Annotated in this window: 25 protein-coding genes; 12 read left to right on the forward strand and 13 right to left on the reverse strand. The window is 73.1% G+C overall.

The features are described 5' to 3' along the window. Positions 1-19 precede the first annotated feature (19 nt). Positions 20-1,042 (forward strand): NADPH:quinone reductase, encoded by a 1,023-nt coding sequence (locus tag Q1B24_RS12980; RefSeq protein ID WP_299929099.1) that lies wholly within the window; start codon positions 20-22, stop codon positions 1,040-1,042. Here the strand turns inward: Q1B24_RS12980 and Q1B24_RS12985 are convergent. Beyond that, the gene (locus Q1B24_RS12985) at positions 1,029-2,192 is read right to left on the reverse strand and encodes an MFS transporter (protein ID WP_299929102.1); all 1,164 of its coding nucleotides are present in this window, start codon (positions 2,190-2,192) and stop codon (positions 1,029-1,031) included. The two genes, Q1B24_RS12980 and Q1B24_RS12985, sit on opposite strands and share 14 nt — an antisense overlap. A 38-nt stretch (positions 2,193-2,230) precedes the next feature. On the opposite strand from Q1B24_RS12985, the gene Q1B24_RS12990 reads away from it, so the two are divergent. After that, positions 2,231-2,797, forward strand: coding sequence for a TetR/AcrR family transcriptional regulator (locus Q1B24_RS12990; protein WP_299929105.1), 567 nt, complete (start codon positions 2,231-2,233; stop codon positions 2,795-2,797). 64 nt (positions 2,798-2,861) lie between these two features. Here Q1B24_RS12990 and Q1B24_RS12995 read toward each other — a convergent pair whose 3' ends face one another. From Q1B24_RS12995 to Q1B24_RS13015, 5 genes are all read right to left on the reverse strand, one after another. Beyond that, positions 2,862-3,677, reverse strand: coding sequence for a hypothetical protein (locus Q1B24_RS12995; RefSeq protein WP_299929108.1), 816 nt, complete (start codon positions 3,675-3,677; stop codon positions 2,862-2,864). A 154-nt stretch (positions 3,678-3,831) separates the two neighbouring features. Further along, the gene (locus tag Q1B24_RS13000; RefSeq protein ID WP_299929111.1) at positions 3,832-4,422 is read right to left on the reverse strand and encodes a 3'-5' exonuclease; all 591 of its coding nucleotides are present in this window, start codon (positions 4,420-4,422) and stop codon (positions 3,832-3,834) included. 104 nt (positions 4,423-4,526) lie between these two features. After that, positions 4,527-6,395 (reverse strand): putative nucleotidyltransferase substrate binding domain-containing protein, encoded by a 1,869-nt coding sequence (locus tag Q1B24_RS13005; protein ID WP_299929114.1) that lies wholly within the window; start codon positions 6,393-6,395, stop codon positions 4,527-4,529. A 14-nt stretch (positions 6,396-6,409) separates the two neighbouring features. Then, positions 6,410-7,255, reverse strand: a complete 846-nt coding sequence (ppk2, locus tag Q1B24_RS13010; RefSeq protein ID WP_299929117.1) for a polyphosphate kinase 2 — start codon at positions 7,253-7,255, stop codon at positions 6,410-6,412. Positions 7,256-7,297: 42 nt separating this feature from the next. Further along, positions 7,298-7,741 carry an SRPBCC family protein gene (locus Q1B24_RS13015; protein ID WP_299929119.1) on the reverse strand — a complete coding sequence of 148 codons (444 nt, stop codon included), beginning with the start codon at positions 7,739-7,741 and terminating at the stop codon, positions 7,298-7,300. Positions 7,742-7,837: 96 nt separating this feature from the next. Here Q1B24_RS13015 and Q1B24_RS13020 point away from each other — a divergent pair, with 96 nt between their 5' ends. The 4 genes from Q1B24_RS13020 (at position 7,838) to Q1B24_RS13035 (ending at position 11,137) form a co-directional block, all read left to right on the forward strand. Then, positions 7,838-8,359 carry a nucleoside deaminase gene (locus Q1B24_RS13020; protein WP_299929122.1) on the forward strand — a complete coding sequence of 174 codons (522 nt, stop codon included), beginning with the start codon at positions 7,838-7,840 and terminating at the stop codon, positions 8,357-8,359. After that, positions 8,356-9,966, forward strand: coding sequence for an amidohydrolase (locus Q1B24_RS13025; protein WP_299929125.1), 1,611 nt, complete (start codon positions 8,356-8,358; stop codon positions 9,964-9,966). Before Q1B24_RS13020 ends, Q1B24_RS13025 begins: the two co-directional genes overlap by 4 nt. Positions 9,967-9,975: 9 nt before the next feature. Further along, positions 9,976-10,452: a PPOX class F420-dependent oxidoreductase gene (locus Q1B24_RS13030; protein ID WP_299929128.1), complete on the forward strand. Its 477-nt coding sequence runs from the start codon at positions 9,976-9,978 to the stop codon at positions 10,450-10,452. A 94-nt stretch (positions 10,453-10,546) separates the two neighbouring features. Then, on the forward strand, positions 10,547-11,137 hold the full coding sequence (locus Q1B24_RS13035) for a rhomboid family intramembrane serine protease (RefSeq protein ID WP_299929131.1): 591 nt from the start codon (positions 10,547-10,549) through the stop codon (positions 11,135-11,137). Between the two features lie 13 nt (positions 11,138-11,150). On the opposite strand, the gene Q1B24_RS13040 is transcribed toward Q1B24_RS13035, so the two are convergent. The 5 genes from Q1B24_RS13040 to Q1B24_RS13060 form a co-directional block, all read right to left on the reverse strand. Further along, positions 11,151-12,137 (reverse strand): cation transporter, encoded by a 987-nt coding sequence (locus Q1B24_RS13040; RefSeq protein ID WP_299929135.1) that lies wholly within the window; start codon positions 12,135-12,137, stop codon positions 11,151-11,153. Further along, complete coding sequence (locus tag Q1B24_RS13045; protein ID WP_299929138.1) at positions 12,134-12,604, reverse strand: transporter substrate-binding domain-containing protein; 471 nt, start codon at positions 12,602-12,604, stop codon at positions 12,134-12,136. The genes Q1B24_RS13040 and Q1B24_RS13045 overlap by 4 nt, the downstream gene beginning before the upstream one ends. Continuing rightward, the gene (locus Q1B24_RS13050) at positions 12,604-14,058 is read right to left on the reverse strand and encodes an FAD-dependent oxidoreductase (RefSeq protein ID WP_299929141.1); all 1,455 of its coding nucleotides are present in this window, start codon (positions 14,056-14,058) and stop codon (positions 12,604-12,606) included. Before Q1B24_RS13050 ends, Q1B24_RS13045 begins: the two co-directional genes overlap by 1 nt. Beyond that, positions 14,055-14,186: a hypothetical protein gene (locus Q1B24_RS13055; protein WP_299929143.1), complete on the reverse strand. Its 132-nt coding sequence runs from the start codon at positions 14,184-14,186 to the stop codon at positions 14,055-14,057. The genes Q1B24_RS13050 and Q1B24_RS13055 overlap by 4 nt, the downstream gene beginning before the upstream one ends. Before the next feature lie 237 nt (positions 14,187-14,423). Continuing rightward, the gene (locus tag Q1B24_RS13060; RefSeq protein WP_299929146.1) at positions 14,424-15,098 is read right to left on the reverse strand and encodes an HAD family hydrolase; all 675 of its coding nucleotides are present in this window, start codon (positions 15,096-15,098) and stop codon (positions 14,424-14,426) included. A gap of 130 nt (positions 15,099-15,228) precedes the next feature. Here Q1B24_RS13060 and Q1B24_RS13065 point away from each other — a divergent pair, with 130 nt between their 5' ends. The 3 genes from Q1B24_RS13065 to Q1B24_RS13075 are packed head-to-tail and all read left to right on the forward strand — an operon-like array spanning position 15,229 to position 17,582. Beyond that, positions 15,229-15,891: a hypothetical protein gene (locus Q1B24_RS13065; RefSeq protein ID WP_299929149.1), complete on the forward strand. Its 663-nt coding sequence runs from the start codon at positions 15,229-15,231 to the stop codon at positions 15,889-15,891. A gap of 54 nt (positions 15,892-15,945) precedes the next feature. Further along, positions 15,946-16,623 (forward strand): response regulator transcription factor, encoded by a 678-nt coding sequence (locus tag Q1B24_RS13070; RefSeq protein WP_299929152.1) that lies wholly within the window; start codon positions 15,946-15,948, stop codon positions 16,621-16,623. Further along, positions 16,623-17,582 (forward strand): TIGR03557 family F420-dependent LLM class oxidoreductase, encoded by a 960-nt coding sequence (locus Q1B24_RS13075; protein WP_299929155.1) that lies wholly within the window; start codon positions 16,623-16,625, stop codon positions 17,580-17,582. Before Q1B24_RS13070 ends, Q1B24_RS13075 begins: the two co-directional genes overlap by 1 nt. A gap of 17 nt (positions 17,583-17,599) precedes the next feature. Here the strand turns inward: Q1B24_RS13075 and Q1B24_RS13080 are convergent, their stop codons facing one another. Together Q1B24_RS13080 and Q1B24_RS13085 are read right to left on the reverse strand one after the other, a co-directional pair. After that, positions 17,600-18,061, reverse strand: a complete 462-nt coding sequence (locus Q1B24_RS13080) for a hypothetical protein (protein WP_299929158.1) — start codon at positions 18,059-18,061, stop codon at positions 17,600-17,602. 52 nt (positions 18,062-18,113) lie between these two features. Then, complete coding sequence (locus Q1B24_RS13085) at positions 18,114-18,896, reverse strand: GAF and ANTAR domain-containing protein (protein ID WP_299929161.1); 783 nt, start codon at positions 18,894-18,896, stop codon at positions 18,114-18,116. Between the two features lie 78 nt (positions 18,897-18,974). Between Q1B24_RS13085 and Q1B24_RS13090 the strand changes: the two genes are divergently transcribed. Genes Q1B24_RS13090 through Q1B24_RS13100 form a run of 3 tightly spaced genes read left to right on the forward strand, consistent with a single transcriptional unit; the run spans position 18,975 to position 21,315 of the window. Beyond that, positions 18,975-20,156, forward strand: coding sequence for a zinc-dependent alcohol dehydrogenase (locus tag Q1B24_RS13090; RefSeq protein ID WP_299929164.1), 1,182 nt, complete (start codon positions 18,975-18,977; stop codon positions 20,154-20,156). Beyond that, the gene (locus Q1B24_RS13095; protein ID WP_299929167.1) at positions 20,153-21,115 is read left to right on the forward strand and encodes an iron-containing redox enzyme family protein; all 963 of its coding nucleotides are present in this window, start codon (positions 20,153-20,155) and stop codon (positions 21,113-21,115) included. Before Q1B24_RS13090 ends, Q1B24_RS13095 begins: the two co-directional genes overlap by 4 nt. Next, positions 21,112-21,315, forward strand: a complete 204-nt coding sequence (locus Q1B24_RS13100) for a CDGSH iron-sulfur domain-containing protein (RefSeq protein ID WP_299929170.1) — start codon at positions 21,112-21,114, stop codon at positions 21,313-21,315. Before Q1B24_RS13095 ends, Q1B24_RS13100 begins: the two co-directional genes overlap by 4 nt. Positions 21,316-21,317 lie beyond the last annotated feature (2 nt).

A 21,317-nucleotide genomic window follows, 5' to 3' on the forward strand; every position in this document is an offset into this window, starting at 1 on the left:
CCGACGAAGGAGAGGCGCGATGCGTGCCGTGGTCTACACCGAGACAGGCGACAGCTCGGTCCTCGAGCTGGTCGAGCGCGAGGCGGCCGACCCGGGGCCGGGCGAGGTCCGGGTGCGGATCGTCCGGGCCGGCGTCAACCCGACCGACTGGAAGTTCCGCGCCGGCGGCATGGGCGAGCTCGCGTTCCCCGAGGTCGTTCCCGGCCAGGACGGCGCCGGCATCGTCGACGCAGTCGGCCCCGACGTCGAGGGCTTCGCCGTGGGCGACCGGGTCTGGACGATGCTGGCGCAGCACCAGCGCCCCGGCGGCACCGCCCAGGAGCTGGTCGTGCTGCCGGTGGCCCGCCTGACCGCGCTGCCCGAGGGGGCGTCGTACGACGTCGGCGCCTCGCTCGGCGTCCCCGCGATCACCGCCCACCGGGCCCTGACCACCTCCGAGGACGGCCCCGACCGGCTCGCCCCGGGCGCGCTGTCCGGTCGGACGGTCCTCGTCGCCGGCGGCGCGGGCGCGGTCGGCAACGCCGCGATCCAGCTCGCGCGGTGGGCGGGCGCGACCGTGATCGCCACGGTGAGCAGCGACGACAAGGCGCGGCTCGCGACCGCCGCCGGCGCCCACCACACCGTGAACTACCGCGACGGTGACACCGCCGACGCCGTCCGCGGCCTGGCGCCCGACGGCGTCGACATCGTCGTCGAGGTGGCGCCCGCGCAGAACCTCCGGCTCGACCTGCGCGTGATCAAGCCGCGCGGCACGATCGCGATCTACGCCAACAACGGTGGCGACGAGGTGACCCTGAGCGTCCGCGAGACGTTCTCGACCAACGCCCGCTTCCAGTGGGTGCTGCTCTACACGGTCGGGGAGGCTGCGCTGCGCGCGGCGGCCGACGACGTCGCGGCCGCGGTCGCCGACGGCGCGTTCGGCGTCGGCGAGGAGCGCGGTCTGCCGGTGCACCACTACCCGCTCGAGCGGACGGCCGAGGCCCACGCGGCCGTCGAGGACGGGGCGGTCGGCAAGGTGCTGATCGACGTCAGCGACGCCTGACCACCACCGCGCCGGCGAGGCAGAGCAGGGCGGCGGTGGCCGCCGCTCCTGCTCCGCCGGCGACGTCGCGCCACGCATCGAAGCCGACCGCGCCGACCGCCTGGCCCACCGCGAGCGCGACGAAGAGCACCGACGTCCCGCGACCGGCCGCCTCGGGCCACACGTCCCTGGCCCACAGGATCAGCACGCCCGACAGGCACATGTAGCCGGCGCCGAAGCACGCCATCGCGACGTACGCCGGCCACGCGAGGCCCAGGTCCACGGCCGCGGCGAGCGCGACGGAGGCGAGGGCGACCGCACCGACGGACCAGCTCCACGCCCCGGCCAGGCCGCGGCCCGCGACCAGCCGTCCGGTCAGCGGGCCCGCGAGCCCGCCGATCCCGAGCACGATCCACAGCAGCCCGACCCTGCTGTCGGCGACCTGCCCCGACCCGGTGGCGATGAGCGGACCGTAGGACCACACGAGCGCCGAGCCCGCGCCGGCGACCACCGCTGCCACGGCCGGCGTCGCCAACGGCCTCCAGTCGTACGACGACCCGCTGGCCGTCGCGGTCGCCGTACCGTCGCGCCCGCTGCGGCCCCCCGCGAGGAGGAGCACGGCAGCGGCGGCAAGGGCGTTGATCGCCGCCATGGTCCACCAGGCGACGGTGGTGGACGGCACCGCCAGTGCGAGCACGCCGGCGACGACGACGCCGACCGCCGTCCCGGTGTTGACCAGGGCCTGGGCGGTCGCGGCCGAGCGGGGCGGGGTGACCGCGTCGACGACGCGTACCAACGCGGGCGAGGCCAGCCCGGCGCCCGCGCCACCCACGAGCACGAGCACGACGAACCAGGTCGGGGACGCGGTCGTGGCGACCCCGAGGCAGCCGAGCGCGGCCGTGGTCCCTGCGGCCAGCACGAGAGCGCGAGGCCGGCGGTCCGAGACCCGCGCCGCGATGGTCGCTGCCACCGCGTACGAGACGAACTGGGCCGCGGCCGCCCACCCGACGACCGGCTCCAGGTCCGGGCGTTCGGCGACCAGACGCGGGGCGAAGAGGCCGACGCCGAAGCGCGCCATGCCGTAGGTCGAGGCGATGAGCAGGGTGCCGGCCAGCGCCACCGCGACGCTCCGGGCGGGCGCGCGGACGTCGGGTGCTGTCGTCGAGACCATAACGATCGTTCTACCATAACGGACGTTATGCTTCCTGCGTGGCCAGGACCGAGACCCGCGAACGCATCCTCGACAGCGCCGAGCGGCTCTTCTTCGGCGACGGCATCGGCGTGACCGGCGTCGACCGGGTCGCCGCCGACGCGGGGGTCGCGATCGCCACGCTCTACCAGCACGTCGGCAGCAAGGACGGGTTGCTCGAAGCGGTCCTCGAGCGCCGGCTCGCGGCGTGGACGGCGCAGTGGGAGGCGGCGATCGAGGCCGCCCCGACGCCGCGGGAACGGGTGCTGGCCCTCTTCGACGCGCTGGTGGAGTTCCGGCGCGTGTCGGGCACGACCCAGTGGTGCTGCTTCCTCGCGACTGCCTCGGAGCGTCCGGGCGGTGCCGGTGCGGACCCCGTCCTCCGGCTGGTCGACGCGGACACCGCCGCCCTGGTGTCGCGGCTGCGCGTGCTCGTCGAGGAGGCGGGCGTGCCCGACCCGGACGTGATGGTCGCCCGGCTCCTCGTGGTCTACAGCGGGGCGCTCGCCAGCCTGCTGCGCGGCGAACCCGCCGACCCGCTGGGGGAGGCGCGCGCGATCGCCGACGTGCTCCTGCCTGCGGTCTGACCGCAGGCATCCCACGACGAGACGGCCCCCACCCGAGGGTGGGGGCCGTCTCCGGGAGCGTGCGTCAGCGGGCGGGAGGCGGCATGTGCTGGGTCGCCTCCGGGTCCACGCTGGTCGGGTAGTTGGAGGGCGTGTCATAGCTGCCGAGCGCGTCGTCGCGACGGCCACCCATCTCGTCGCGGGCCCGGTCGGCACCGACGTGGGCGTCGTGCTTGGCCCGGTCGGCGGCCTGGCCACCCTTGTCCTTCGCCTGACGGAGCAGGTCGGCGGCGAGGTCGCGACCACCCAGGCCGAAGGCCAGGGCGAGACCGAGGGCGAGGGCGAACATGATGGCGGTGAAGGCGATCCGCACGATCTCGGGAGCGATCTGGAGCTGCTCGAGGATCATGAAGAGCGCGATCGTCATGATGATGGCCGGGGCCACCGTGCCGACGACCTTGCCGGTCGGGGTGTCGCCCATGAAGCGCACCACCGCGCCGGCCACGGCGCCGGACAGGAGCGCGGCGACGATGAAGATGAGGATCGCCACGATCACGTTGGGCAGGTAGGCCAGGACCTGGTTCATGAAGTTGGTCGCGGCCGGGATGCCGAGCGCGCCGATCGCCGCGGTGATGAAGAAGATGAAGATCAGCCAGAACACGACCCGGGCGATGCCCGCGGCCGGTGACGCTCCGGGGAGCACCGCGTCGACGTACCGGTTGGCGGAGCTCTCGTGGAGGCGCCGGTCGAGGTGGACCTTGTCGAGGACCTTGCGCACGATGCCGGCGACCACCTTGGAGATGAGGTAGCCGACAAGGAGGATGAGGAGGAAGCCGACGAGGTTCGGCAGGAAGTCGAAGATGCCGTCGGTCGTCCGCTGGAAGCTGTCACCGATGTCCACGGGGGGTGTCCTTTCGTTCGGTGTGAGTCCTCCACGTTGCCGGGCGCCGGACCACCACAAAACACCCTTGGGATCCGAATGATCCGGGGCCGACGGGGTAGGCAGGGGCGGTCCTCCACCCCCGCGGGTGAACGGTCGGCAGGTCGGTCGTGCGCTATCCCGATCGCCGCGGCCGCAGGTCCCTCAGCAGCACCTCGCGACCGAGCCGCCGCTCGAGGTCCGCGACCTGCGCGAGCAGCAGCTCGGCGGCCGCGAGGGCGTCGGTGAGGGCGTGGTGGGCGGCATAGCCGGGCAGGCCGTGGGCGCGGCGAGCCGCGTCGAGGCGCAGCGAGCCGTGGACCTCGCCGTTGACGTCGGCGCGGAGGCGGTGCTCGACGGCCAGGGTGTCGACCACGGTCAGCGGCGGACGGGCGTCGTACGCCGTCGCCGTCGCGGCACCGACGAAGTCCACCTCGAGCGCGGCGTGGTGCGCGAGCAGCACCCGACCCCGCAGGGCGTCCAGCAGCAGCGGGAGCACCTCGGTCAGCGGCGCGGCGTCGGCGAGTGCGTCGTCGGTCAACCGGTGGAGGGTCGCCGATGAACCGACCTCCACGCCCTCGGGCGGGCGGACCCGGTGCTCGTGCGCCTCGGCGAGCAGCACCTGCCCACGCACGACGGGCACCCACCCGAGCGACAGGACGTGGTCGGTGCGCGGGTCGAGGCCGGTCGTCTCGAGGTCGAGCGCGAGGAGCTCGAGCTGCGACACCGGGGTCGTCGGGGGTGGTGGTGGCGCCGCGGCGAGGTCCCGCAGCGGACCCGGCGGGTAGTGGTCGGGACGCCGGGGGCGACGGAGGAGGGAGAGGCGCGCCCTCACTCGAACCCCGGCGGCAGGTGGCTCGACAGGCTCTGCTGCGCGGACCGCACGATCTCGAAGGCGTCGCGCAGGTGGCGCCGCTGCCGCTGGGTGAGGTCGGCAGGCCGGAGGAAGTTGTCGGGCGTGAGGCCCGACCGCGCCTGCGCCGCCTGGTGGTGCAGCCGCAGGTACGACATCAGCTCGAGGGCGTCGGTCAGCTCGGTCGCCGTGTCGCGGTCGATCGTGCCCGCCGTCGCCGCGGCAGCGAGTCGTCGGCGCGTCGACAGCGCCGGTGACCCGGACCTCAGCGCGTGGATGCGCGCGAGCTGGACGACCGCGGAGATCGGGCGCTTGATGTCGAGGGTGTCGCGGTGCTCGCCGTGCCGCTCGAGCACGAAGCCGCGGAAGAAGCCGAGCGGGGGTCGCATCGAGAGGGCCTGGCGCGACAGGTGGCCGAGCAGGCGCGGGGACGCCGTCGAGACGGAGGCCAGGTGCACCTGCTCGGTGAGCTCCCGGTCGCCGGCGAGGTGGCGCATGTCGTGGAAGACCGCCGTGTGCAGGACGGCGTCCGGCCGGGGTTCGCGTGACCAGTCGGCGAGGAGCGCGCGCCACTGCGGGACGGTCAGTCGCCACTGGGGGTTCGTGGCCATCACGTCCCCGGGGCAGCGCGGCCAGCCGCACTGCTCGAGCACGACCGTGACCCGGTCAGCCAGCGCGGCGAACCAGGCGGCGCCGGTTGCGTCGGGCTCCGCGCCCAGCACGATCGCGTGGTCCTGGTCGGCGGTGAACCCCTCCTCGTCCCGCGCTGCCGACCCGAGCACGACCCAGCTGTACGGCACCGGCGCCGGCCCCAGGCCTTCCGCGACCAGCTCCTCCTCGACCAGCGCCACCACGCGCCGTCGTACGGCGTCGCCGAGCGCGGTCGCCACGCGCGAGATGTCGGCGGCGCTGACGTCGCGCTCGACGAGCTGCCCGAGCACGGCGTGGATGCCCGGGGCCTCCGCCACGACGTCGGCCAGCGACGTCTGGCCCCCGATCGCTGCCGCGAGGTAGACGGGGTTGGCGTTCTCCAGGCGCACGAGGTCGGTGGTGGTGACCAGTCCGGCCGGGCGACCGGTGTCGTCGACGACGGGGAGGTGGTGGATGTCGCGGCTCACCATCTCCAGCAGCGCCTCGAAGGCGAGGGCGTCGGCAGAGAGGATCACCGGGTCGGGAGTCATCACCGACCGCACCGGGCGGTCGGGCGGGAGGTCAGCGGCGAGCACGCGGTTGCGCAGGTCGCGGTCGGTCACGATGCCGACGAGGGCGAGGTGCTCGACGACGAGGATGCAGGAGACGCCGGCGTCGGCCATGGCCGCTGCGGCGTCGCGCACCGACGCGGTCGGCGTGGTCGTCACCGGCTCGCGCGTGACGAGGTCACCGACGCGGGTGCCGAGCGCGGTGCTGCCGGACGTCGCGCGCTGCAGGTTGCCGATGGCGCGGGAGAGGCGCGCGTGGTGGGTGGTGGCGTAGAAGGTCGCGACGTCGGGATGGGCGTGCGTCAGCTCCTCGAACGCCGACGGCTCGAGGACCAGCAGCAGGGTGTCCTCGACCGCGGTGCAGCGGTAGCGCGTGGGCCGGTGCTCCAGGAGCGAGCTCATCCCGAAGGCCTCGCCGGTGCCGACCCGGTCCACCAGCTCGCCGGTCTCGTCGCGCACCTCCACGGCGCCCGAGCGGACGAGGTACAGCCCGTCGCCGCGGTCGCCCACCTCGAGCACGACGCTGCCGCGCCTGGCGTAGCGGATCGTGCACCGCCGGGGCAGCGCCGAGAGCTCGGCGGCGGGCAGGAGCTCGAACGGCGCGTGGTCGGCCAGGAAGTCGCGGACCTCGGCGAGCTCGACCTCCATGGCGTCCGAGTGGCTCAGAACAGCTGCGGCACGAAGGTCTGCTCGTGCATCGGCGTGCGGACGTAGGGGATGTCCTTCACCTCCGGGAGCACGACCGGGTCGGGCGCGACGTCCTCGTAGTCGAACTGCGAGAGCAGGTGGCTGATGCAGTTGAGGCGTGCAGCGCGCTTGTCGTCCGACGGGACGACATACCAGGGCGCCTGCTTGATGTCGGTGTACTGGAAGGTGGTGTCCTTCGCCATCGAGTAGCGGATGTAGAGCTCGCGCTCTGCCAGGTCCATGTCCGAGAGCTTCCACCGCTTGAGGGGCTCGGCGTTGCGGGCCTCGAAGCGGCGCTCCTGCTCCTCGGCGCTCACGGAGAACCAGTACTTCAGGACCACGGTCCCCGAGCGGACCAGCATCCGCTCGAACTCCGGGCAGCTGCGCAGGAACTCCTGGTGCTGCTCCTCGGTGCAGAAGCCCATCACCCACTCGACGTTCGAGCGGTTGTACCAGCTGCGGTCGAACAGGACCATCTCGCCGGCGGCGGGCAGGTGCTCGGCGTAGCGCTGGAAGTACCACTGGCTGCGCTCGCGCTCGGTCGGCTTGGGGAGCGCGGCGATCCGCACGGTGCGTGGGCTGGTGCGCTCGGTGATCCGCTTGATCACCCCGCCCTTGCCCGCCGAGCCACGCCCCTCGAAGATCACCAGGACCTTGAGGCCCTGCGACTGGATCCAGTACTGCAGCAGCACCAGCTGCTCCTGCAGCCGCTCCATCTCGACGTCGTAGACCGACCCGCGCAGGCGTCCTGCAGCGTTGTAACGGTCGTCGCGGGGCGGACGGGCACCCGGCTCGCCGTGCGTGCCGTCGCTCTTGGCCATGGGCGCCTCCGCTCGTGTGCGACGAGACTACGCCGCCGCGGGTCAGGCGGGCAGGCGGTTGAGGACAGTCGTCATGTCGTCCTCGGTGTCGCTCCCGATCTTCTCGAAGACGATCTTCATGACCGGGTCGGCGATCTTCGCTGCACCCTTGAGCTCGATGACGGCCTCGTAGGTGATGCGGCTGCCCGGACCGTCGGGGCTCGGCACGACCGTGATGGTGTCGATCGACCGCGCCGTGTCGTTGTGCCCCACCAGCACGATCGTGTCGTCGGTCAGCTGCTGCAGCGTGTAGGTCAGCTCGGTGCTCACGCCGGCGATCTTCGAGACGTTGTGCCACGTCGAGCCCACCTGGACCGGGCCGGAGTCCTGGCGGGTGCACGACTCGGTGCCGGGGTCCCACTCCTCGGCGTGGCCGAAGTCCTTGAGGTAGTCGATGACGACGGAGGGCTGGGGGCGGACGTCGAAGGTGCGGCTGACGGTGGTCATGCCTCGACAGTAGGCAGGCGCTGACACGCGGGAGACCGCCCCAAGGGGTACGGACGGTCCTTGTCGGCCCGTCACCGGATCGACCACATTGGGCCCATGCCACCCGACCAGACCAACCAGCCCCACCTCCCCGGCCTGCCCGACCTCCCCGGCGCGGCCGACCACCTCGACCTGTGCCTGCGCCTGGCCGAGCAGGCGTGGGAGGCGGGCAACTCCGCCTTCGGCTCGGTGCTGGTCGACCCGGGCGGGACCGTCCTGCGGACCGGGCACAACGAGGAGGTGTCGCGCGCCGACCCGACGGCGCACCCCGAGCTCGAGCTGGCGCAGTGGGCAGCTGCCCACGTGGCTCCGGAGGAGCGCGCGGACCACGTCGTCTACACCTCCGGCGAGCACTGCCCGATGTGCGCCGCCGCCCACGCGTGGGTCGGGCTCGGGCCCGTGGTGTACGCCGCCTCGTCCGCGCAGCTCTCGAGGTGGCGCGCAGAGTGGGGGCTGCCCGCCGCGCCCGTCGCCCCGCTCCCGGTCACCGACGTGGCGCCGGGCGTGCGCGTCCACGGACCCGTGCCGCCGTACGACGACCGCATCCGCGCGCTCCACGAGCGCAGCCTCGGTCGATGACCGATCTCGTCCTCACCGGCGCTCGCGTCTTCAACGGCTTCCGCCACCTCGGCGACGTCGGCGACGTGCTGGTGCGCGACGGACGGGTGGCGGCGGTCGGTGGCTCGCTGCGCAGGCCCGGCGCCGAGGTCGTCGACTGCGGCGGGGCCCTGCTCCTGCCCGGCTTCACCGACGCGCACGTCCACCCGGTGCAGGGCGGGCTCGAGCGCCTGACCTGCGACCTCAGCGACCTGCCGGTCGACCGCGCCGCCTACCTCGCGCACGTGGCGTCGTACGCCGCCTCGCGTCCCGACCTCGACTGGGTGCAGGGCGGCGGCTGGGCGATGGCGGCGTTCCCCGGCGGGCTCCCGACCGCGGCTGAGCTCGACACCGTCGTCGCCGACCGTCCGGCGGCGCTGGTGAACCGCGACCACCACGGCATGTGGGTCAACAGCCGTGCCCTGGAGGTCGCCGGCATCACCCGCGACACCCCGGACCCGGCGGACGGCCGCGTCGAGCGTGACGCCTCGGGCGAGCCGACCGGCGTGCTGCACGAGGGGGCGATGGACCGCGCCCTCGCGGTGCTCCCCGCGGCGACGGCCGAGGAGCTCCACGCGGGACTGATGGAGGGGCAGCGCCACCTGCTCTCCTTCGGCATCACCGGCTGGCAGGACGCCATCGTTGGCGCGTACGCCGGCATGCAGGACACCGGACCGACCTACCTGCGCGCGGCCACGTCGGGCGACCTCGTGGCCACCGTGGTCGGGGCGCTGTGGTGGGAGCGCGAGCGCGGCCTGGAGCAGGTGGCCGAGCTGGTTGAGAAGCGGGCGGCGTACTCCCGCGGGCGTTTCGCCGCGACCTCGGTCAAGATCATGCAGGACGGGGTGGCCGAGAACGGGACGGCCGCGCTCGTCGAGCCCTACCTGGACCGGTGCGGCCACGCGACCACCAACGCGGGCCTCTCCTTCGTCGACCCCGCCGCGCTGCGCGGGATCGTCGGCGCCCTCGATGCGGCCGGCTTCCAGGTCCACGTCCACGGGCTCGGCGACCGCGGCGTGCGCGAGGCGCTCGACGCGCTCCAGGGCACCGAACCGCTGCGCCGCCACCAGATCGCACACCTGCAGCTGGTGCACCCGTCGGACGTGCCGCGGTTCGCCGAGCTGCAGGTGGCGGCCAACATCCAGGCGCTGTGGGCCTGCTACGACGACCAGATGGTCGACCTCACCATCCCGTTCCTCGGCGCGGAGCGGGCGGCGCGGCAGTATCCCTTCGGCGACCTGCACCGGGCCGGCGCGCGCCTCGTCGCTGGCAGCGACTGGCCGGTCAGCACCCCCGACCCGCTCGAGGCGATCCACGTCGCCGTCCACCGCATGGCCTACGGGGAGTCCGGGCCTGCTGGGAGCGAGCCGTTCCTCCCCGATCAGGCCCTGTCCCTCGAGGTCGCGCTGGCGGCGTACACCTCCGGGTCGGCGTGGGTCTGCCACCGCGACGACGCCGGGATGGTCAAGCCCGGCGCGGTCGCGGACCTAGTCCTGCTCGACCGCGACCCGTTCGACGCGCCCGACGAGGTGGGCGCTGCCCGGGTCGAGCGGGTGTGGGTCGGGGGAGAGCCGGTCGTCGCGGGCTAACCTCGACGCATGGCTCCGAACATCGCGACGAACACCGAGGTCGGTCTCGACGAGCTGCTGGAGTTCGTACGCCCGCGCCACCGCATGCTGCTGATCACCGAGCGCGCGGACGGCACCCCGCAGGCATCGCCGGTGAGCGGCGGCGTCGACGACAGCGGTCGCATCGTCATCGCGACCTACCCGCAGCGCGCCAAGACGAGCAACGCGCGGAAGCGGCCCGGCGTCTCGGTGGTCGTGCTCTCCGACGAGTGGGACGACGCGTGGGTGCAGGTCGACGGGACGTGCGAGGTGCTCGACGCCAGTGCTGGGGAGGAGGCGCTCGACGCGTTCGTGGAGTACTTCCGCTCCATCGCCGGTGAGCACTCCGACTGGGCGGAGTACCGGCAGGCGATGGTCGACCAGGACAAGTCGCTGCTCCGCATCACGCCCACCCGCTGGGGCACCGTCTCGACCGGCGGCTTCCCGCCCGAGGTCGCTCCACGCTAGATGTCTGAGGACGTCGCGTACGGATCAGCGGCCCGATTCCGTTCACAGCGTCATCAGATATCGGGGTTTCACGCGGGATGTCACGATGAAGGGCATGCAGACCACGGCCCGCGAGCCCGCCTGGAAGGGGGCTGCGCTCATCACCGGCGGGTTCGTCGCGCTGCTGTGGGTGCTCGAGATCTTCGACGCCGCAACGGGCAACCCGCTCGACGCGTACGGCGTCCAGCCCCGCAGCGAGGACGGGCTGGCCGGCGTCGCCTTCGCCCCGACCCTGCACTTCGGCTTCGACCACCTGGTCAGCAACACCGTGCCCGTGCTCGTGCTGGGCTTCCTCACCCTCGCCACCGGCATCGCCCGCGGCCTCGCCGCCACCGCGATCATCTGGGTCGTCGGCGGGCTCGGCGTGTGGCTCTTCGCCCAGCCGGGCAGCACCCACGCGGGCGCGTCCGTGCTGATCTTCGGCTGGATCGTCTACCTGATCGTGCGCGGCTTCCTCAACCGCCGCACCACCGAGATCCTGATCGGGGTCGCGGTCTTCCTGCTCTACAGCGGCGCGCTGCTCGGCGTGCTGCCCGGGCAGCCGGGGGTCTCGTGGCAGGGACACCTCTTCGGCGCCGTCGGCGGCTTCATGGCCGCCCGCCTGCTGACCACCCGGCAGCGCCGGGAGTCGAGCATCGCCTACTGATCGACGCCGGCCGTCAACGCGGGTCCGGGATCGTCTCGGGCAGGTCGCGCACGGGCACCACGACGACGTCATGGACCTTCCAGTCCAGCTCCCGCAGCACGTCGGCCGCCGCCTCGAGCTGCTCGAGGGTCGGGGTCCGGCCGGAGACGGGCCGCACGAACGACTCGACGTGGAAGACGTGGCCCTGGTCGCGCACGCGGCTGCGGCTGTCGTCGACCCAGGAGAGGCGGGACAGCACCTCGTCGACCCGGTCGGTGAGCGGGTGCGGGCGCGCGTCGTCGTACGTCCGCGCGCGCTCGTCCATCAGCGCCGTGGTCGAGTAGTGCAGGTTGGTCCAGCCGTCGCGCACGATCGAGAGCGAGATGAGCAGCGCCGCGCCGGAGTCGGCCCACCACAGCCCGAGGCCGATGCCGAGGACGCCGGCGATGGTGCCGGCTGCGGTCATCCAGTCGGCCTTCTGCATGTCGGCGTCGGCGTAGAGGACCTTGTCGTGGAGCTGCTCGGCGAGCGGCAGCTTCATCCGGCCCAGGATGAACGGGCCGATGCCGGTGTAGACCATCGCCGCCACCATCAGCCAGCCGGCCCAGAAGGTGTGGCCGAGCAGCCGGACGGTGCCGATCGGCGGGTGCTCGGCGCGCAGCAGCCCCATCGCGGACTCCACGGCCAGCAGCAGGCCGACCGTCAGCAGCGCGATGGCCGCGGTGAGGTGTCCGACGCCGGTGGCGCGGTGGAAGCCGTAGGGGTGGTCGGCCGTGGGACGACGTCGACCGAGGCGTACGGCGATTAGGAAGGCCAGCGGTGGCACGAGCGCCAGCGAGTCCTCCACCCAGGCCGTCTTCATCGCCTGCGAGCTGCCGGCCGTCGCGAAGACCACGGCGACGCAGGTGAGCATGTAGAGGAGCGTGACGACCTCGAGGCGCCTGGCCCGGTGCAGTGCCTCGGCCTGCGGCGGTGGCAGCTCGGCGTGCCCGAACCAGTGGCCGGAACCCGCGCGGCTCACGGTCGACCGCCGGCGGTGGGCTGGGTGTCGAGCCAGCGCTCGAGCTCGGACTGCAGGGCGTTCTCGCCCATCGGCACCATCATCACGTGCGCCTCGGTGTAGGGCCGGGTCAGGCCCACCTTGTCGACCCACGCGTTGGTGTCGGTGAAGCCGCCGACCGCCAGGTCGATCTCGCCGGCCTCGAACAGCCGCACCAGCTCCTCCTCGCCGGCGACGGTCCACTCGACCTCGGCGCCGAGGTGGTCGGCGAAGCCGGAGACCAGACGCGGCTCGCGGCCCGTCGGCGGGTCGTCGGCCACGTCGACCCAGCCCGGCCGCGGTGAGGCCCCGGCCCGGAGGACGCCCTCGCTGCGCACCCGGTCGAGGGTGCCGTCGGGGTCGGCCGGGAAGTCGTCGGGGACCACGGCTGCGCATCCCGCCAGGAGCAGGAGGGCGGCTGCGAGCAGCACGCGGCGGACCTGCGGCATCACTCCACCCGGTCCTCGGCTCCTGCAGCGGCGCCCGGGCGCTTCAGCAGCGGCCGGGTCGCCGGCCCCTCGAGGACGGCACCGTCGCGGGAGAAGCGCGACCCGTGCAGGGGGCAGTCCCACGTGTCCTCGGCGTCGTTCCACTTCAGCAGCCCGCCGAGGTGGGTGCAGACACCGACCACGCCGCACGCGCCGGCCTGGGCCGGGCCGGCGGTGCCCGGCAGCCGCTCGCGGGCGGTGCGGACTGCGCCGGTGACGACGGCAGCGCCGACCCCGAGGTTGATCCGGGCGATCTCGGCGGCGTTCGACGGCGACGGGGACCGCCCGCTGAGGGTCTGCGCCCACGACGGCATCTCGCCGAGGATGTCGGAGGAGATGGCGCGGGCGGCCACGACAGCGTTGGTCATGCCCCACTTCTCGTAGCCGGTGGCGACGTGGATGCGGTCGCCGCCCCGCCGGAGCGGCCCGACGTACGGCACCCCGTCGGGGCTGCTGTAGTCCTGGGCCGACCAGTGGTGGGTCTCGGTGGTGGCGGGGTACCACTTCGCCGCCCACGCCCGCAGCGCCTCGAGGTGGGCGAGGTGGGAGTCCGTACGACCGACGACGTGGCCCGCGCCGCCGACGACGAGCGTCCCGCCGGGGGCGTCGCGCACCGACCGGGCGTCGGAGCCGGCGGACAGGTACATGCCCTCCATCGGTCCGGCGCCGTCGAGGGCGAGCACGTAGGAGCGCTGCGGCTCGAGCCGGGCGAAGTGCAGGCCGCGGTCGAGGATCGGGGTGCCGGTGGCGAGCACGAGGTGCTCGGCGGTCAGGGTCTCGCCGCCCTCGAGGCGGACGGTCGGCCGGCCGCCCTTCGAGACCGAGCGCACGCGGTGGCCCTGGTGCAGGGTCCCGCCGTGTGTGCGCAGCTGCTCGGCGAGCGCGCCGAGGACGTCCATGGCGTCGAGCTGGGCCTGGTCGGCGAGCGTCGTCGCCGCCACGTGCGGGAACGGCACGTCGAGGGTGTCGCGCCACGCGACGTCCAGGCCGAGCGCGGCGGCGGCCTGGTGCTCCTGCTCGACCGACGAACGCTCCTGCTCGTCGGCGGCGTACGTCACCGCGGTGCGGCGCTGGACGGGGACGCCGTGGTCGTCGCAGAACCGCAGCAACCACTCCATCCCCTCGCGGTTGGCGTCGACGTAGGCCGCCGCGACGTCCTCGGACTGGTGGCGGCGGATCCGCGAGAGGTGGGTGCCCTGGAGCAGGGAGACCTTGCCGGTGGTCCGGCCCGTGGTGACCGCGCCGACGTGGCGGGCCTCGACGCACGCGACGCGCAGGCCCGCGCGCGCGAGCAGGAGGGCGGTCGTCAGGCCGGTGAGGCCGGCGCCGACGACGAGCGCGTCGAGCGCCTCCCCGGAGCCGGGCAGCGGGTCGTCGGCGACCGGGGCGGCGCGGTCGAGCCAGAGGGAGGTCACGACCCGTCCTCGTCGTCCTCGTCGGGCTCGTCACCTTCGGGCGTCGGCTCGGCGTTGACGGGGTCGGTGTCGAGGTGGGTCTGCGGGTCGGTCCAGGGCTCCTGCGACCGGTCGTCGGACGGGCTCATCTCTCCTCCTGGGGGCGGTGCGGGGGATGTCTGGTGACGCCGTGTCCGTACCCCGTCTCGATCCGATCAATCGGGGGTGTATGGACTCCACCCCTGAGGGGTACATCTCCACACAGGCCGGGAACGTCCCGCACGGTCTCGGCGGCCAGCGCGAGACCCGCCGGTCTTGACCTCCCGTACGCCGTGCGAGGTGACTCCGGCGGGTCTCGTACGTCGCGGGTGTCGCAGGGCGTGTGCTCAGTGCGAGCGCAACGGGCTGTCGTCGAGGCGCTCCAGCAGGTCGCGCGGGCCGTCGTAGACCGCTGACGCACCGGCGGAGGTGAGGCGCTCGGCCGGGACGCCGCCGCTGCGCAGCCCGATGCACGACGCGCCGGCGGCCTCGGCCGACAGGACGTCCCACACGGCGTCGCCCACGACGACGGCCTGACCGCCGCCCGCGCGCTCGACGGCCAGCCGCACCATGTCGGGCGCAGGCTTGGTGGCGGCGTCGTCGGAGCCGGTGACGACCGCCGCGAGGTGACGGCGTACGTCGACGAGCTCGAGCAGGTCGTCGACGAGGTCGCTCTCCGAGGAGCTGGCCAGCACCAGCCGGTGCCCCTGGGTGGCCAGCGCCTCCACCAGCTCGGCGGCGCCGTCGAGGGCGCAGACCGTGCGGAGGTGGGAGCGGAAGTAGTCGTCGTGCAGCTTGCGCACGTCCTCGCCCACGGCCGACTCGGCCGGGTCGCCGGCGACGTGGGCGACCAGCCGGTCGCCGCCCATCCCGATCGCCTCGTGGATGCGTACGGCACTGACGTGCAGGCCGACGTCGTGGAAGGCGGCGTTCCAGGCGCTGACGTGCTGGTAGACCGAGTCGACGAGGGTTCCGTCCAGGTCGAGCACGACGACAGGGGGCTGCGAGGTCTCGGCGTTCACGGCAGCGTCGTACCCAGTCGTCCGGAGCCACATGCGCGCGCAGGTGGCCGCCCGGGCGGGTGTGGTGTGGCACCGGGCGGCGGAGGACCATCGAGGGCTCAGGCAACACCGATGTGTCGAGGGGATCGATATGGAGCTGCTGCCGCAGAGTCGGGAGGCGTTGGACGAGTACGTGACGGCGTCCATCGATGACATGGAGGGCTTGCTGCGGGTGATCGAGGGCTGGGCCGTGCGCTCGGTGCCGGACTGCGTTGCCCTGAGCGTGACCCTCCTCGACGAGGACCTGACCTTCACCCTGGTCGACCGGGCGGCGACGGGGGAGCCCCGGCACGACGAGCCCCGCGACGCCGGGCCCGCGCCGCCACCGGGAGAGGTCCACCCGCTTGACGAGCTGGACTGGGCCGACACGGCCCGCGAGCGCGCGTTCGGTGCGATCGCCAGCACCGTGAGCCTGCCGGTGGTGGAGCACGGTCGCGCGGTGCTCAACATCGACCTCTACGCCTCGACCGCCTACGCCTTCCGCGACCGCATCGACGGCCTGGTCGAGGCCCTCGGCGCCTGGCAGGCCGGCGCCGTCACCAACGCGGACCTCGGCTTCGAGACCCTCCGCCGCGCCCAGCAGGCGCCCGAGCGGCTGCGCGAGCAGCGTCTCGTCGACGTGGCCGTGGGCCTGGTCGCGGCGCGCATGGCGGTGACCACCGACATGGCGGCGCTGATGCTGCGCGAGTCCGCCGAGCGCGCGGGCGTCTCGGAGTCGGAGGCGGCGTGCGTGGCCCGGGTGCTGCTGGCGTAGACGTCCACCGCCATCGGGGCGTATGCGGCCCGCCCATGGGGGTACTGCACGGCCATGCAGCGACCTACAGCCCCCGTCACCCGTCACGTCAAGGTGGCGATCATGGAGGAGAGCGAGCTGGTCGTCCACGGCCTGCGCACCATGCTCGAGCCCCACTCCGCACTCGTCACCGTCGTGGCGCACCGCGCCGACGGCCCGGCCCCCCTCTGTGACCTCACCCTCTACGAACCCCACCGCCGCTCCGCCGGCGTGCGCCCCGCCCCGCAGCGGTTCCCGACCCGGATGGTGGCCTTCGGCTGGGACTGCAGCCCCGAGGCGGTCTCCACCGAGATGTCGCGCGGCGCCGCCGGCTTCGTCAGCAAGTGGCTCCCGGCCCGTCGTCTGGTGTGGAACCTGCTCCAGATCGCCGACGGCCGCGTCGTCGTCGACGCGTGGACCGGCCAGGCCGAGGCGGAGAAGGCAGCAGCCGAGAAGTGGCCGCTGACCCAGCGCGAGACCGAGGTCCTCTCGATGATCGCCTCCGGCAAGGCCAACCGCGACATCGCCGAGGAGACCAACCTCAGCATCAACTCGGTGAAGTCCTACATCCGCGGCGCCTACTCCAAGATCGAGGTGACCTCGCGCTCGCAGGCAGTGCTCTGGGCGATCCAGCACGGTCTGCTCATGGCGCCGGAGAAGCCGGAGAAGCAGGTCGTCCGCCCCCGCGCGGCCGCCCACTCGCTCGCGCGCTGATGACCCGCTTCGGCTACTTCCTGTCCTGCGAGGAGTACGCCCCCGAGGAGCTGCTCGAGCAGGCGCGGCTGGCCGAGCGCGCCGGCTTCGACAGCCTCTGGATCAGCGACCACTTCCACCCGTGGACCAACGCGCAGGGGCAGTCGCCGTTCGTCTGGTCGATGATCGGTGCGGTCGCGCAGGTGTGCGACCTGCCGGTCACCACGGCGGTCACCTGCCCGACCGTGCGCACGCACCCCGCGATCATCGCCCAGGCGGCGGCGACGTCCGCCGTCCTGCTCGGCGAGGGACGCTTCACCCTCGGCGTGGGCACCGGCGAGGCGCTCAACGAGCACGTGCTCGGTGACGTCTGGCCCCACGCCGCGCGTCGGCTGGAGATGCTCGAGGAGGCGGTCGAGGTGATCCGCGAGCTGTGGACGGGCGAGGTGGTCTCCCGTGAGGGCAAGCACTACACCGTCGACACGGCCCGGATCTACACGCTGCCCGACCAGCCGCCGCCGATCTACATGAGCGCCTTCGGGCCGAAGGCGCTCGACGTGGCGTGCCGGATCGCCGACGGCTTCATCACCACCCAGCCCGACGCGGAGTCGGTGCAGACGTTCCGCGCCGCCAAGGGTGCCGACGCGCCCACGCAGGCGGGCTTCAAGGTCGCCTGGGGTCCCACGCGCGACGACGCGATCGATGCGGCGTACGAGCTGTGGCCCAACTCCGGCGTGCCCGGCGAGCTGAGCCAGGTGCTCACCAGCCCGCAGCACTTCGAGCAGGCCAGCGAGCTCGTGACCCGCGACGCGTTCGCCGACAAGGGTGCCTTCGGGCCCGACGTCGCCGAGCACGTCGAGGCCTACGCGCCGTTCGTCGACGCCGGCTTCGACGAGGTGTACGTCGCCAACATGGGCCCGCACTACGCCGACATGATCGCGGCCTACGGGTCCGACGTGCTCCCGCAGCTGCGCTCCTAGCGCTGGTCGGCGGCGCCTCAGGCGTCGTACTCGGGGTGACCCTCGACGTCCGCGGGCCTGGCCTCGTGGCCCTCGCGGCCGCGGGTGCGACGCAGCTCCTTCATCTCCGCCTCGAAGACGTGGCGCTGCCCGTCGACGAGCTCGTCGAGGATGCGCTGGTGCAGCCGCTTGGTGCGGGCGTAGAAGCCGTCGTCGAAGGCCTCGACCATCTGGAACGACCACATGCCCGGGAGCGGGTTCTGCCCGAGCACCTCGCGGTCCAGGGCGTCGGCCAGCTCGCCGTGGCCGGCCTCGCGCACCAGCGCCTCCGCCTCCTCGAAGGTGGACTCGGCGCTGCCCATGAGGCGGTGGAACGCGTAGAGGTGCCCGCGCGCGTCCTCGACGTGGTCGAGCGCGGCCGAGACCTTGCCGACCGCCTCGACGGTCTCGTCGGTGACCCCGTCGGGTCGGCGGTGCTCGGGGGCGGGCTGGTCGTCCATGTTCCGAGGGTCACAGATCCTGCGCGTCAGACGCCACCTGCCAACGGGCGGGTCAGTTCGCGGCGGGGTCGGCCCCGACCGGGAGGTCGCGCGTCTGGACGACCTGGGCTGCGAGGTCGCGGAGCTTGACGTTCTGCTGCGACGACAGCCGACGCAGCACATCGAAGGCGCGGTGGTCGTCGAGGCCGTAGCGTTCCATCAGCATCCCGGTGGCCTGGCCGATCAGGGTGCGGGACTCCAGGGCCTGCGCGAGCTGCTCGTCGTGGATCGACCGCGCCAGCGTGACCGCCGCCAGCGCGGCGATGATGCGGCCCTGCTCCACGTCCTCGTCGGTGAACGCGCCCGGCGTCCTGGAGTAGACGTTGAGGGCGCCCCAGGTGCGGTCGGGCCGGGTGAAGAGACGGAAGCTGGCACTCGACCGGATGCCCAGCTCGGAGACCATCGCCCGCCCCCATGAGGGCCACCGCGGGTCGGTGGCCAGGTCGTCGACCACGACGGTCTCGTGCTCGAGGATCGCCTCGCGGCACGGACCCTCTCCCATCTCGTACTGCGCCTCGTCGAGCTGTCGCAGCCTCTCGTCGGTGGCGATGGGCGTGCCGATCCGGTCACGCTCGACGAGCGAGATGCCGACGTAGTCGCACGCGGTGAAGAACTCCGGGGTGATCTCGGCAACCCGCTGCAGGGTGTGCGGCGGATCGGCCTGGGCGCCGAGCTCGAGGACGGCGTGGGTCAGCTGACGTTCGAAGACGTCGTTGATGGGACACCTACCTGGGGTGGGGCGAGACCTCCACCGTCCCACCGAAGCCAGGCGCCCGCAACCCGCACGGACGCGCATGGAAGGGGCCCAGCGGGGCACTGGCTGAGCACGCAAATCAGCACTCAGCACGACCGACCCGAGGAGGTCACCGGTTTCATGAAGGCAGTCACGTGGCAGGGCAAGCAGGACATGCAGGTCAAGGAGGTCCCGGACGCGGTCATCGAGGAGCGCACGGACGTCGTCATCGAGGTCACCTCGACCGGGCTGTGCGGGTCCGACCTGCACCTCTACGACCCGCTGACGCCCTTCATGGCCGCGGGCGACATCGTCGGCCACGAGCCGATGGGCGTCGTGCGCGAGGTCGGCTCGGCCGTGACCACCCTGGCGCCCGGCGACCGCGTCGTGGTGCCCTTCAACATCAGCTGCGGCACCTGCTGGATGTGCACGCGCGGCCTCCACAGCCAGTGCGAGACCACCCAGAACACCGACACCGGCACGGGCGCCAGCCTCTTCGGCTACAGCAAGCTCTACGGCCAGGTGCCCGGCGGGCAGGCCGAGCTGCTGCGAGTGCCGTTCGGCGACACCCTCCCGATCAAGGTGCCGCACGGTCCGACCGACGACCGCTTCCTGTTCCTCTCCGACGTGCTGCCCACCGCGTGGCAGGCCGTGGAGTACGCCGACGTCGAGGAGGGCGGCACGCTCGCGGTCGTCGGCTCCGGCCCGATCGGCGACATGGCGGCCCGGATCGCGCTCCACCGCGGCCTCCGGGTCATCGTCGTCGACTCCGTGCGCGAGCGGCTCGCCCGCGTCCACGGCCGCGGCGCCGAGACGATCGACTTCACCGAGGTGGACGGCGTCGGCGACGCCGTACGCCAGCTGACCGACGGCCGCGGCGCCGACGCCGTGATCGACGCCGTCGGCATGGAGGCGCACGGCTCGCCCGTCGCGGAGACCGCTCAGAAGGCGCTCGGCCTGCTCCCCAAGAAGGTGCAGGAGAAGGTGATGCTCAACTTCGGCGTCGACCGGCTCGCCGCCCTGATGAGCTGCATCGACAGCGTCCGCCGCGGTGGCACCATCAGCATCTCGGGCGTCTACGGCGCCCCCACCGACCCGCTGCCGATGTTCCAGCTGTTCGACAAGCAGGTGCAGGTGCGGATGGGCCAGGCCAACGTCCGGCGCTGGAGCGACGACATCCTCGCGCTCCTCCAGCAGGAGGAGGACGTGCTGGGCGTCGAGTCGTTCGCCACGCACCACCTGCCCCTCGACGACGCCCCCGAGGCCTACCGCAAGTTCCGCGACAAGGAGGACGGCATGGTCAAGGTGGTGTTCCAGCCGTGAGACTGCCCAAGCCGCGCGGCGGGCTGAGCGAGTGGCTCGTCGCCCGGCTGGGCGAGCCGGGGCTGACCGGCTCGGCGCCCGGCGCGGACTCGTGGGACGACGAGTCGATCTCGCTCTGGACGCTGCACGAGCTGTCGTTCCGCGGCTTCGAGGACGCCGACGACCGCGCCGAGTGGGACCCCGACCTCCTCGGCGTGCGCCGCGACCTCGAGACGGCCCTCGAGGAGCGGCTGCGCGCGCGGTGGTCGGCATCGGACGCCTCGGCCGCGGCCGCACCGTCGCCGGCGGAGGTGCCCTCGGCGCTCGAGGCGATCGTCGCCGCGGACGACGGCCCGTCGCTCGCCGACCGCGTGCGCCGGCATGCCGACCGCGACCAGGTGCTGGAGCTGCTGCGCCAGCGCTCGGTCTACCACCTCAAGGAGTCCGACCCGTCGGCCTTCGTCGTCCCGCGCCTGCCGGTGCGGGCCAAGGCGGCGCTGATGGCGCTGCAGTTCGACGAGTACGGCGACGGCGACCCCAACCGGCTCCACTCCCACCTCTTCGCGCGCGGCCTCGAGGCCGTCGGCCTGCGGGCGGAGTACGGCGCCTACGTCGACGACGCGATCCCCGAGAACCTCGAGATGAACAACGCCGGCTCCCTCCTCGGCCTGCACCGTCGGCTCCGCGGTGCGGCGATGGGGCACCTGGCGGCCTTCGAGATGACCAGCTCGCTGCCCTCGCGCAAGATGGTGCAGGGGCTCGAGCGGCTCGGTCTCGACGGTCCGATGTCGGCCTACTACGACGAGCACGTCGAGGCCGACGCGATCCACGAGCACCTCGCCGCCCGCGACATCTGCGGGACCCTCGCCGAGGACGAGCCCGACCAGGCGGTCGAGATCCTCTTCGGCGCCTGGACCTGCCTCGACGTCGAGGCCCGCTTCGCGACCGCGATGCTCGGGGTGTGGGAGGAGCAGTCGTGAGCGATGATCACCCCGACTTCGACCACCCCGACGTCGTGCTCGTCCCGCACGGCCCGATGCTGCTGCGCGGCGCCGAGTCGGTCCAGGACCTCGAGGGCACGGTCCACGCCGTCGACCGCCCCGTGGTGGCCCTCTGCCGCTGCGAGAAGTCCAGCCGCCTCCCCTGGTGCGACGGGACCCACAAGGTCATCCCGCGCTGAGT

Source organism: uncultured Nocardioides sp. (genome assembly GCF_947488025.1).
In the GTDB taxonomy this organism is placed as follows: Bacteria; Actinomycetota; Actinomycetes; order Propionibacteriales; family Nocardioidaceae; genus Nocardioides.

Coding starts and splice junctions, on each gene's coding strand:
- Q1B24_RS12980 (WP_299929099.1), top strand. CDS start 20: ATGCGTGCCGTGGTCTACACCGAGACAGGCGACAGCTCGGTCCTCGAG.
- Q1B24_RS12985 (WP_299929102.1), bottom strand. CDS start 2,192: ATGGTCTCGACGACAGCACCCGACGTCCGCGCGCCCGCCCGGAGCGTC.
- Q1B24_RS13005 (WP_299929114.1), bottom strand. CDS start 6,395: ATGGAGGTCGAGCTCGCCGAGGTCCGCGACTTCCTGGCCGACCACGCG.
- ppk2 (WP_299929117.1), bottom strand. CDS start 7,255: ATGGCCAAGAGCGACGGCACGCACGGCGAGCCGGGTGCCCGTCCGCCC.
- Q1B24_RS13015 (WP_299929119.1), bottom strand. CDS start 7,741: ATGACCACCGTCAGCCGCACCTTCGACGTCCGCCCCCAGCCCTCCGTC.
- Q1B24_RS13020 (WP_299929122.1), top strand. CDS start 7,838: ATGCCACCCGACCAGACCAACCAGCCCCACCTCCCCGGCCTGCCCGAC.
- Q1B24_RS13025 (WP_299929125.1), top strand. CDS start 8,356: ATGACCGATCTCGTCCTCACCGGCGCTCGCGTCTTCAACGGCTTCCGC.
- Q1B24_RS13030 (WP_299929128.1), top strand. CDS start 9,976: ATGGCTCCGAACATCGCGACGAACACCGAGGTCGGTCTCGACGAGCTG.
- Q1B24_RS13035 (WP_299929131.1), top strand. CDS start 10,547: ATGCAGACCACGGCCCGCGAGCCCGCCTGGAAGGGGGCTGCGCTCATC.
- Q1B24_RS13045 (WP_299929138.1), bottom strand. CDS start 12,604: ATGCCGCAGGTCCGCCGCGTGCTGCTCGCAGCCGCCCTCCTGCTCCTG.
- Q1B24_RS13055 (WP_299929143.1), bottom strand. CDS start 14,186: ATGAGCCCGTCCGACGACCGGTCGCAGGAGCCCTGGACCGACCCGCAG.
- Q1B24_RS13065 (WP_299929149.1), top strand. CDS start 15,229: ATGGAGCTGCTGCCGCAGAGTCGGGAGGCGTTGGACGAGTACGTGACG.
- Q1B24_RS13070 (WP_299929152.1), top strand. CDS start 15,946: ATGCAGCGACCTACAGCCCCCGTCACCCGTCACGTCAAGGTGGCGATC.
- Q1B24_RS13075 (WP_299929155.1), top strand. CDS start 16,623: ATGACCCGCTTCGGCTACTTCCTGTCCTGCGAGGAGTACGCCCCCGAG.
- Q1B24_RS13080 (WP_299929158.1), bottom strand. CDS start 18,061: ATGGACGACCAGCCCGCCCCCGAGCACCGCCGACCCGACGGGGTCACC.
- Q1B24_RS13085 (WP_299929161.1), bottom strand. CDS start 18,896: ATGCGCGTCCGTGCGGGTTGCGGGCGCCTGGCTTCGGTGGGACGGTGG.
- Q1B24_RS13090 (WP_299929164.1), top strand. CDS start 18,975: ATGAAGGCAGTCACGTGGCAGGGCAAGCAGGACATGCAGGTCAAGGAG.